The 9425-nt window shown below is 61.1% G+C and carries 12 protein-coding genes; 10 read left to right on the top strand and 2 right to left on the bottom strand.

The window, feature by feature from the left end; genetic code table 11:
* Positions 1–83: 83 nt before the first annotated feature.
* Positions 84–512, bottom strand: a complete 429-nt coding sequence (locus ACW9I6_RS27240; RefSeq protein WP_003213752.1) for an NINE protein — start codon at positions 510–512, stop codon at positions 84–86.
* 250 nt (positions 513–762) lie between these two features.
* On the opposite strand from ACW9I6_RS27240, the gene ACW9I6_RS27245 reads away from it, so the two are divergent.
* On the top strand, positions 763–1398 hold the full coding sequence (locus tag ACW9I6_RS27245; protein ID WP_023659314.1) for a C40 family peptidase: 636 nt from the start codon (positions 763–765) through the stop codon (positions 1396–1398).
* Positions 1399–1513: 115 nt separating this feature from the next.
* Here the strand turns inward: ACW9I6_RS27245 and ACW9I6_RS27250 are convergent, their stop codons facing one another.
* On the bottom strand, positions 1514–2548 hold the full coding sequence (locus ACW9I6_RS27250; RefSeq protein WP_087693249.1) for a type IV pilus twitching motility protein PilT: 1035 nt from the start codon (positions 2546–2548) through the stop codon (positions 1514–1516).
* Positions 2549–2605: 57 nt separating this feature from the next.
* Here ACW9I6_RS27250 and ACW9I6_RS27255 point away from each other — a divergent pair, with 57 nt between their 5' ends.
* The 9 genes from ACW9I6_RS27255 to ACW9I6_RS27295 all read left to right on the top strand — a co-directional run bounded on the left by ACW9I6_RS27255 (position 2606) and on the right by ACW9I6_RS27295 (position 9345).
* On the top strand, positions 2606–3292 hold the full coding sequence (locus ACW9I6_RS27255) for a YggS family pyridoxal phosphate-dependent enzyme (protein ID WP_008434154.1): 687 nt from the start codon (positions 2606–2608) through the stop codon (positions 3290–3292).
* A gap of 33 nt (positions 3293–3325) precedes the next feature.
* Entirely contained in the window at positions 3326–4144 is an 819-nt protein-coding gene (proC, locus tag ACW9I6_RS27260; RefSeq protein ID WP_008434156.1) for a pyrroline-5-carboxylate reductase, read from the top strand.
* A 24-nt stretch (positions 4145–4168) separates the two neighbouring features.
* Complete coding sequence (locus ACW9I6_RS27265; RefSeq protein ID WP_003213764.1) at positions 4169–4756, top strand: YggT family protein; 588 nt, start codon at positions 4169–4171, stop codon at positions 4754–4756.
* A gap of 230 nt (positions 4757–4986) precedes the next feature.
* Positions 4987–6126: a homoserine O-succinyltransferase MetX gene (gene metX / locus ACW9I6_RS27270; RefSeq protein WP_008434158.1), complete on the top strand. Its 1140-nt coding sequence runs from the start codon at positions 4987–4989 to the stop codon at positions 6124–6126.
* A 7-nt stretch (positions 6127–6133) separates the two neighbouring features.
* Positions 6134–6754, top strand: a complete 621-nt coding sequence (metW, locus tag ACW9I6_RS27275; RefSeq protein WP_003213768.1) for a methionine biosynthesis protein MetW — start codon at positions 6134–6136, stop codon at positions 6752–6754.
* Between the two features lie 21 nt (positions 6755–6775).
* Positions 6776–7210: a DUF4426 domain-containing protein gene (locus ACW9I6_RS27280; RefSeq protein ID WP_003213770.1), complete on the top strand. Its 435-nt coding sequence runs from the start codon at positions 6776–6778 to the stop codon at positions 7208–7210.
* A complete protein-coding gene (gene rdgB / locus ACW9I6_RS27285) occupies positions 7207–7803 on the top strand; it encodes an RdgB/HAM1 family non-canonical purine NTP pyrophosphatase (protein ID WP_177022331.1) in 597 nt (198 codons plus the stop codon). Before ACW9I6_RS27280 ends, rdgB begins: the two co-directional genes overlap by 4 nt.
* Entirely contained in the window at positions 7800–9002 is a 1203-nt protein-coding gene (gene hemW, locus ACW9I6_RS27290; protein ID WP_457340044.1) for a radical SAM family heme chaperone HemW, read from the top strand. The genes rdgB and hemW overlap by 4 nt, the downstream gene beginning before the upstream one ends.
* A gap of 19 nt (positions 9003–9021) precedes the next feature.
* On the top strand, positions 9022–9345 hold the full coding sequence (locus ACW9I6_RS27295) for a DUF3392 domain-containing protein (protein ID WP_003213776.1): 324 nt from the start codon (positions 9022–9024) through the stop codon (positions 9343–9345).
* Positions 9346–9425 lie beyond the last annotated feature (80 nt).

A 9425-nucleotide genomic window follows, 5' to 3' on the forward strand; every position in this document is an offset into this window, starting at 1 on the left:
GCGCTGGGTCAGTCAATAGAGATGTCGACTGACACATCGCATTCGCGAGCAAGCCCGCTCCCACATTTGGATCTTCACAAATCTTAACGGCCGCCGTTGCGCTCGGCATTGCGGATCGAAATCTGCGTATTCAGCGTCCAGAAGTCATACAGCACCCCGATCAGGAACAAGCCCCCGGTCAGCAGGTAAATGATCCCGCTGATCCATTTGCCCTGATACATGCGGTGCAAACCGAACACACCCAGGAACGCCAACAGAATCCAGGCCACGTTGTACTCGATCGGCCCGGCGGTAAATCGCAGGTCCGCTTCGCGGTCCATTGCCGGAATCAGGAACAAGTCGATCAACCAGCCAATCCCGAACAAACCGAAGGTGAAAAACCAGATCGTCCCGGTCACCGGCTTGCCGTAATAAAAGCGGTGAGCACCGGTAAAACCGAAAATCCAAAGCAGGTAGCCGATCACCTTGCTGTGGGTGTCTTGTTGCGAAACATCCTGTCGATAGGTGTTCATGGAGTACCTCTTTAGCCTCGATAGATAAATATTTCTGGTTTCTTTGTGACTTTTTTACGGGCGCCCGACATGCGGCAAATGGTATCTTCGCTTCCCTCAAAGCCTTATACCGCCTGACTTGTGTAGGACAATCGCGGCAATTCGTCACGGTTTTCCTGAATTTGACCCCAGGGTTCAGTCGACAAACGGCCTTAGCACGACACAAAAAGCTGTTATAAAGTTGCGCGCAAACCAAAAAGAGCCACGCCTAATGCGACCATTTTTCAAGACATGGCTAACCATTTGCCTATTAATGCCACTGGCCGCCCACGCCACCAATCGTGAGCAACGACTTCCCAACGTTAACGGTTTCACCCCTAAAGTTCACGCCACCACCAGCTCCGCCAAATCGGTAAAGCTGACCGTGAAGCGCCCGACTCAACTGAGCAAGGCCCACGGTAATGCAGCGCCAGGGCTGATGGCCGTCAACACCAAGCAAAGCAGCAACGTCCTCAGCCGTGCCGTCAACGTGCTCGGTACTCCTTATCGTTGGGGCGGCAGCAGCCCAAGTAAAGGGTTCGACTGCAGTGGTTTGGTGAAATATGCGTTTAACGACGTAAAAGCCGTGGATTTGCCGCGCACTTCCAACGCCATGGCCGCCGGCCACGGGCTGAAGGTTGAGCGCAAGGATTTGAAACCGGGTGACCTGCTGTTCTTCAAACTGAAGAGCCGCCAGGTGAACCACGTTGCCATCTACCTGGGCAACGACCGTTTCATCCACGCACCGCGTCGTGGCAAGTCCGTGAGCATCGATACGCTGAAGAAGCCGTTCTGGGACAAGAACTACGTGATTGCCAAGCGTGTTCTGCCTAAAGAACAGAACAACCTGCGGATTGTGCAGCGCTGATTGATCGTTCCCACGCTCTGCGTGGGAATGCCTCACTGGACGCTCCGCGTCCGCTCTTGTGACGCAGAGCGTCACGGGCTGCGTTCCCACGCGGAGCGTGGGAACGATCATGATCTTAAATATCCCCAGGCACCCTCGCCTTCTCCCGGGCATGTTCCCGGCTGATCAGCCCCTGGCTGACCAACGCCTTCAAACTCATGTCCAGCGTCGTCATCCCCAACGCCCCACCCGTCTGAATCGCCGAATACATCTGCGCCACCTTGTCCTCGCGGATCAAATTACGAATCGCCGGTGTGCCGAGCATGATTTCGTGAGCCGCCACCCGCCCGCCGCCGACCTTCTTCACCAGCACCTGGGACACCACCGCCTGCAATGACTCCGAGAGCATCGAGCGGACCATGGCCTTTTCCCCCGCCGGAAACACATCCACCACCCGGTCCACGGTTTTAGCCGCCGACGTGGTGTGCAGCGTGCCGAACACCAGATGCCCGGTTTCCGCCGCCGTCAGCGCGAGCCGAATGGTTTCCAGGTCTCGCAATTCGCCAACCAGGATCACATCCGGGTCCTCCCGCAATGCCGAACGCAGGGCCGCCGAGAAACTGTGGGTATCGCGATGCACCTGTCGCTGGTTGATCAGGGCATTTTTCGGTTGGTGGATAAACTCGATCGGGTCTTCAAGGGTGAGGATGTGCTGGCGACGATGGGTGTTGAGGTAGTCGATCATCGCTGCCAGGGTGGTGGACTTGCCGGAACCGGTCGGCCCGGTGACCAGCACCAGCCCCCGGGGCAAGTCTGCGATGCGCCGGAACACCTCGCCCAACCCCAGGTGTTCCAGGCTCTGCACCGTTGAGGGGATGGTACGAAACACCGCGCCCATGCCCCGGTGCTGCTGGAACACATTCACCCGAAACCGCGCCACCTCGGGCAACTCGAAGGCAAAATCCGTTTCAAGAGATGTTTCGAAATCCTTTTGCTGGTGATTGTTCAGCAAAGGGCTGAGCAACGCCGCCACTTGCACCGGCGCAAGTACAGGCCAATCGAGTGGCCAGACCTCGCCATCCACTCGCAGCATCGGCGCCAACCCGGCCGACAGATGCAGGTCCGAGGCCCGCAGGCGTACGCCGGCGGCCAGCAGTTCAGTGATATCCATAGGGCTTTCCATTTCCAGTAGAATGCCGCGGACTCCATATCCACGGGCGCAACTTGAATGTCGACCATAGCAGACAACATCGGCCTGGTTTCCGAGCGGATCCGGGCAGCCGCCGAGGCCGCGCAGCGCGACGCAGGCAGCGTGCACCTGCTGGCCGTGAGCAAGACCAAACCCGCACAGGCCGTGCGCGAAGCCTATGCCGCCGGGATGCGTGACTTTGGCGAGAACTATCTGCAGGAAGCCCTGGGCAAACAGGCCGAATTAACCGACCTGCCCTTGAGTTGGCACTTCATCGGCCCCATTCAATCGAACAAGACTCGTGCGATCGCCGAGAATTTCGCCTGGGTGCATTCCGTGGACCGCCTGAAAATCGCACAACGCCTGTCCGAACAACGCCCGGCTGACCTGCCGCCGCTGAATATCTGCATCCAGGTCAACGTCAGTGGCGAAGCCAGCAAGTCCGGCTGTACACCCGCCGACCTGCCCGCCCTGGCCGAAGCCATCAGCGCCCTGCCGCGCCTGAAGCTGCGCGGCCTGATGGCGATTCCCGAGCCGACCGACGACCGTGCAGAGCAAGACGCAGCCTTCGCCACCGTGCGCGACCTGCAAGCGAGCCTCGACCTGGGGCTCGACACACTTTCCATGGGCATGAGCCATGACCTTGAGTCGGCCATCGCCCAAGGGGCCACCTGGGTGCGGATCGGTACCGCCCTGTTTGGTGCCCGCGACTATGGCCAGCCGTGAAATGGCTGACTTCCATCTGAGTAAGGACCTGTCATGAGCAACACGCGTATTGCCTTTATCGGCGCCGGCAACATGGCGGCCAGCCTGATCGGCGGCCTGCGGGCCAAGGGCCTGGAAGCACAACAGATTCGCGCCAGCGACCCGGGCGCCGACACCCGCTCCCGCGTCAGCGCCGAGCACGGCATCGACACCTTCGCCGACAACGCAGAAGCGATTGAAGGCGTGGACGTGGTAGTGCTGGCGGTCAAGCCACAAGCCATGAAAGCCGTGTGCGAAAGCCTGCGCCCAAGCCTCAAGCCCCATCAACTGGTGGTGTCCATCGCCGCCGGCATCACTTGCGCCAGCATGACCCACTGGCTCGGCGCCCAGCCGATTGTGCGTTGCATGCCCAACACCCCGGCGCTGCTGCGCAAGGGCGTGAGCGGCTTGTACGCCACATCCGAAGTCACTGCCCAACAGCGCGACCAGGCACAAGAGCTGCTGTCCGCCGTAGGTCTCGCCGTGTGGCTGGAACAAGAGCAGCAACTGGACGCCGTCACCGCCGTCTCCGGCAGTGGCCCGGCGTATTTCTTCCTGCTGATCGAGGCCATGACCGCCGCTGGCGTGAAACTCGGCCTGCCGCAGGAAGTCGCCGAGCAACTGGCCGAGCAGACCGCACTGGGCGCCGCGCAGATGGCCGTGACCAGCGATGTCGACGCGGCCGAGTTGCGCCGTCGCGTGACCTCGCCGGGCGGCACGACCCAGGCGGCAATCGAATCATTCCAGGCCGGGGGCTTTGAAGCCCTGGTGGAAAAAGCACTGGGTGCCGCAGCACATCGTTCGGCCGAAATGGCCGAGCAGCTGGGCAAATAGTCGTCCCCCACATAGGAATCAAACATGCTCGGAATCAATGACGCTGCCATTTTCATCATCCAGACCCTGGGCAGCCTGTACCTGCTGATCGTGCTGATGCGTTTTATCCTGCAACTGGTGCGGGCGAACTTCTACAACCCGCTGTGCCAGTTCGTGGTAAAGGCCACGCAGCCGCTGCTCAAGCCTCTGCGCCGGGTGATCCCGAGCCTGTTCGGCCTGGACATGTCGTCGCTGGTATTGGCGCTGCTGCTGCAGATCCTGCTGTTCGCGGTCATCCTGCTGCTCAATGGCTATCAGGCCACCACGCTGCTGTTGCTGCCGTGGGCCTTGATCGGGATCTTCTCGCTGTTCCTGAAGATCATTTTCTGGTCGATGATCATCAGCGTGATCCTGTCCTGGGTCGCTCCGGGCAGCCGCAGCCCGGGTGCCGAACTGGTGGCACAGATCACTGAGCCGGTGCTGGCACCGTTCCGTCGCCTGGTACCTAACCTGGGTGGCCTGGATATCTCGCCGATCTTCGCGTTTATCGCGATTCAGCTGCTGCAAAGCTGGGTGATTCCACGTTTGGCGTTCTACGCATTCATGCCCAAAGAACTGTTCGGTCTGATCTGACAACAATGTGGCGAGGGAGCTTGCTCCCGCTGGGCTGCGCAGCAGCCCCAAAACGGCCGACCGCGTTGCATCTGCGAAATCGCGGCAACCGGACCGGGACCGCTTCGCGCTCCAGCGGGAGCAAGCTTCCTCGCCACAAAAAGCCTTAAAAACACCAGCCGCAGGCCTTTGCTTGCCGCTGGGTGCAGCGGTCTTTAGACTTACGCCTCATTTAAACGAGAGCAGGGTCGATGCCAACTGCCTTCCCCCCCGATTCTGTTGGACTGGTCGTGCCCCAAGTGGCGCACTTCAGCGAACCGCTGGCCCTGGCCTGCGGCCGTTCGCTGCCCGCCTACGACCTGATCTATGAAACCTACGGCCAACTGAACGCCACGGCCAGCAACGCCGTGCTGATCTGCCACGCCCTGTCCGGCCACCACCACGCTGCGGGTTTCCACAGCATGGACGAGCGCAAGCCCGGCTGGTGGGACAGCTGCATCGGCCCCGGCAAGCCCATCGACACCAACAAGTTCTTCGTGGTCAGCCTGAACAACCTCGGCGGCTGCAACGGCTCCACCGGCCCCAGCAGCCTCAACCCGGAAACCGGCAAGCCGTTTGGCGCCGATTTCCCGGTGCTGACCGTGGAAGACTGGGTGCACAGCCAGGCGCGCCTGGCCGACGTACTGGGCATCGCCCAATGGGCCGCCGTGATCGGCGGCAGCCTGGGCGGCATGCAGGCCCTGCAATGGACCATCACCTACCCGGACCGCGTGCGCCATTGCCTGGCCATCGCCTCGGCCCCCAAGCTGTCGGCGCAGAACATCGCCTTCAACGAAGTGGCGCGCCAGGCGATCCTGACCGACCCCGAGTTCCACGGCGGTTCGTTCCAGGAAGCGGGCGTGATCCCCAAGCGCGGGCTGATGCTCGCGCGCATGGTCGGGCACATCACCTACCTGTCGGATGACTCCATGGGCGAGAAATTCGGCCGAGGCCTCAAGAGCGAGAAGCTCAACTACGACTTCCACAGCGTCGAATTCCAGGTCGAGAGCTACCTGCGTTATCAGGGCGAGGAGTTTTCCGGGCGTTTCGACGCCAACACCTACCTGCTGATGACCAAGGCCCTGGACTACTTCGACCCGGCGGCGAATTTCGACGATGACCTGGCGCGCACCTTCGAGGCGGCCACCGCCAAGTTCTGCGTGATGTCGTTCACCACCGACTGGCGCTTCTCCCCGGCCCGCTCGCGGGAATTGGTGGATGCGCTGATGGCCGCCAAGAAAGACGTCTGCTACCTGGAGATCGACGCACCGCAAGGCCACGACGCCTTCCTGATCCCGATCCCGCGTTACTTGCAGGCTTTTAGCAATTACATGAACCGAATAGCACTGTGAGAACGCCATGAGAGCCGACCTGGAAATCATCCAAGACTGGATCCCCGCCGGCAGCCGCGTGCTCGACCTGGGTTGCGGCGATGGCGAACTGCTGAGCTGGCTGCGCGACAACAAGCAAGTCACCGGCTATGGCCTGGAAAACGATCCGGACAACATCGCCCAGTGCGTGGCCAAGGGCATCAACGTGATCGAGCAGGACCTGGACAAGGGCCTCGGCAACTTTGCCAGCAACAGCTTCGACATCGTGGTCATGACCCAGGCGCTGCAAGCCGTGCACTACCCGGACCGGATCCTCGACGAAATGTTGCGGGTCGGCCGCCAGTGCATTATCACCTTCCCCAATTTCGGCCACTGGCGCTGCCGCTGGTACCTGGCCACCAAGGGCCGCATGCCGGTGTCGGACTTCCTGCCGTACACCTGGTACAACACGCCCAACATCCACTTCTGCACCTTTGAAGACTTCGAAGCGCTGTGTGGCGAGCGCGAAGCCAAAGTCATCAACCGCCTTGCCGTCGATCAACAGCATCGTCACGGCTGGGCGAGTAAGCTATGGCCCAACCTGCTGGGTGAGATCGGGATCTACCGGGTCAGCAGCCCGGGCCTGACGGACCACCAGATTGCCGTCTAACCATTTTCAAGGAGGACGATCATGAGTCGCCTGGCTGTTTTTCTACTCACCGCGTGCCTGAGCGTCAGCGCTATGGCGGCGGATGTTATCGATGGTAATCGTCAGAAAGAATTCGGCGATATCACGGTGCACTACAACACCCTGACCACCAGTTTCCTGACGCCGGAAATGGCTCAGGAAGCCGGGATCGTACGCAGCAAAGAGCTGGGCATGATCAATGTGTTCGTAAACAAGGGCGTCGAATCGATAGACGCCACCGTTACCGGCACTATCAAGGATCTGGGCGGCAAGAGCGAGATGCTGACGTTCAAGAAAATCACCCAGAAAGGTTCTACGCTTTACGTCGCCCAGTACCCGGTGCCGCAGCAGGAAACCAAGATTTTCACCATCAACGTTGAAACCGGTGGCAAAGCCCACGGTTTCAGTTTCAACCAGGAACTGTTTCCGGCGCAATGATGAACCTTACTCAACTCGTACTGGCCAGCCATAACGCCGGCAAGCTCAAAGAACTCCAGGCCATGCTCGGCGACTCGGTGCAACTGCGCTCGATTGGCGAGTTCAGCCAGGTAGAGCCGGAAGAGACCGGCCTGTCGTTTGTCGAGAACGCCATCCTCAAGGCCCGCAACGCCGCGCGTATTTCCGGCCTGCCGGCACTGGCTGACGATTCGGGCCTGGCCGTGGACTTCCTGGGCGGCGCGCCTGGCATCTACTCGGCACGTTACGCCGACGGTAAAGGCGACGCGGCCAACAACGCCAAGCTGCTGGACGCCCTCAAGGACGTGCCCGACGCGATGCGCGGCGCGCAGTTCGTCTGCGTGCTGGCCCTGGTGCGTCACGCCGATGATCCATTGCCGATCCTCTGTGAAGGCCTGTGGCACGGGCGCATCCTGCATGCGGCCAGCGGCGAGCACGGTTTCGGTTATGACCCGTTGTTCTGGGTGCCGGAGCGCAATGTCTCCAGCGCCGAATTGAGCCCGGCCGACAAGAACCAGATCAGCCACCGCGCCCGCGCAATGGATTTGCTGCGCCAGCGCCTGGGCATGAAATGACTCAGAACACCTCCGCGCAGCCACTGATTCTCGGTGGCGCGCAAACACCTCGGGCGGCCCTGCCTCACCTGCCGCCCCTGGCGCTGTATATCCACATCCCGTGGTGCGTGCGCAAATGCCCCTATTGCGACTTCAACTCCCACACCGCCAGCAAGGTGCTGCCGGAGGAAGAGTACGTCGACGCGTTGCTGGCCGACCTCGATCAGGACCTGCATGCAGTGTACGGCCGTGAGCTGAGTTCGATCTTTTTCGGCGGCGGCACCCCAAGCCTGTTCAGCGCCGCTGCCCTGGGCCGGTTGCTCAAGGGCGTGGAAGCGCGCATCCCGTTTGCCGGCGATATCGAGATCACCCTGGAAGCCAACCCCGGTACCTTCGAGCAAGAGAAGTTCGTGGCGTACCGCAAGCTGGGGATCAATCGGCTGTCGATTGGCATCCAGAGTTTCCAGCAGGAAAAACTCGAAGCCCTGGGCCGCATCCACAACGGTGACGAAGCCGTGCGTGCCGCCGGCATGGCGCGCCAGGCCGGGTTCGACAACTTCAATCTGGACTTGATGCACGGTTTGCCCGATCAGTCCCTGGAGGACGCCCTGGGCGACCTGCGCCAGGCCATTGCCCTCAAGCCCACGCATCTGTCCTGGTATCAACTGACCCTGGAACCCAACACCGTGTTCTGGAACCAGCCGCCCGTGCTGCCGGAAGACGACACCCTGTGGGACATCCAGGAAGCCGGCCAGGCGCTGCTCGCCGAACACGGTTACGCCCAGTACGAAGTCTCGGCCTACGCCCAACCGGGCCGGCCGGCGCGGCATAACCTGAACTACTGGAGCTTTGGCGATTTTATCGGCATCGGCGCCGGTGCCCACGGCAAGCTCAGCAATCCGGATGGGCGCATCGTGCGCACCTGGAAAACCCGGGCGCCGAAGGACTACCTCAACCCGGCGAAAAACTACCAGGCCGGCGCGAAAGAACTGACCAACGAAGAGTTACCGTTCGAGTTCCTGATGAACGCCCTGCGCCTCACTGACGGCGTCGAAGCCAGGCTTTACGCCGAGCGTACCGGCCTCGACCTGGCCAGCCTCGATGAAGCTCGCCGCGAGGCAGAACAAAGTGGCCTGATGCAGGTCGAACCGTCACGCCTGGCGGCCACCGACCGCGGGCAACTCTTTCTCAATGACCTGCTGCAGAAGTTTTTGAGCTGATTGCTCTTAAGGAAATCAAATGGATCTGGTACTCGACCTGCTCGCCACCGTATCCCGCTGGAGCCGTAGCAACCTGTCGGAAATCTCCCTGGCGTTGGTAGGCTGCCTGCTGGTGCTGTTTGGCGCCGACATCAAGGGCTGGGTCGAAGCACGGCTGGGCAGCATCGCGGGTGCGCTGCGCGTGCCGCTGATGGCGCTGGTGTGCATGATCGGCAGCGGCGCTGCGCTGATCTATGCCACGCCGTGGATTGTTCGCGGGTTGAGCCAGTTCAACAACTACAGCCTGGCGCCGGTGTTGTTGGTGGTGCTGGTGTTGATTGGGGTGGTGGCGGATCGCCGCTGACCTTAAGCGCGGCACAAAACAAATGTGGGAGCGGGCTTGCTCGCGAATGCGGTGTGTCAGTCAGCGTAAATGTCGACTGA

This window comes from Pseudomonas sp. SDO5522_S412 (assembly GCF_054071215.1).

Coding starts and splice junctions, on each gene's coding strand:
- ACW9I6_RS27240 (WP_003213752.1), bottom strand. CDS start 512: ATGAACACCTATCGACAGGATGTTTCGCAACAAGACACCCACAGCAAG.
- ACW9I6_RS27245 (WP_023659314.1), top strand. CDS start 763: ATGCGACCATTTTTCAAGACATGGCTAACCATTTGCCTATTAATGCCA.
- ACW9I6_RS27250 (WP_087693249.1), bottom strand. CDS start 2,548: ATGGATATCACTGAACTGCTGGCCGCCGGCGTACGCCTGCGGGCCTCG.
- ACW9I6_RS27255 (WP_008434154.1), top strand. CDS start 2,606: ATGTCGACCATAGCAGACAACATCGGCCTGGTTTCCGAGCGGATCCGG.
- proC (WP_008434156.1), top strand. CDS start 3,326: ATGAGCAACACGCGTATTGCCTTTATCGGCGCCGGCAACATGGCGGCC.
- ACW9I6_RS27265 (WP_003213764.1), top strand. CDS start 4,169: ATGCTCGGAATCAATGACGCTGCCATTTTCATCATCCAGACCCTGGGC.
- metX (WP_008434158.1), top strand. CDS start 4,987: ATGCCAACTGCCTTCCCCCCCGATTCTGTTGGACTGGTCGTGCCCCAA.
- metW (WP_003213768.1), top strand. CDS start 6,134: ATGAGAGCCGACCTGGAAATCATCCAAGACTGGATCCCCGCCGGCAGC.
- ACW9I6_RS27280 (WP_003213770.1), top strand. CDS start 6,776: ATGAGTCGCCTGGCTGTTTTTCTACTCACCGCGTGCCTGAGCGTCAGC.
- rdgB (WP_177022331.1), top strand. CDS start 7,207: ATGATGAACCTTACTCAACTCGTACTGGCCAGCCATAACGCCGGCAAG.
- hemW (WP_457340044.1), top strand. CDS start 7,800: ATGACTCAGAACACCTCCGCGCAGCCACTGATTCTCGGTGGCGCGCAA.
- ACW9I6_RS27295 (WP_003213776.1), top strand. CDS start 9,022: ATGGATCTGGTACTCGACCTGCTCGCCACCGTATCCCGCTGGAGCCGT.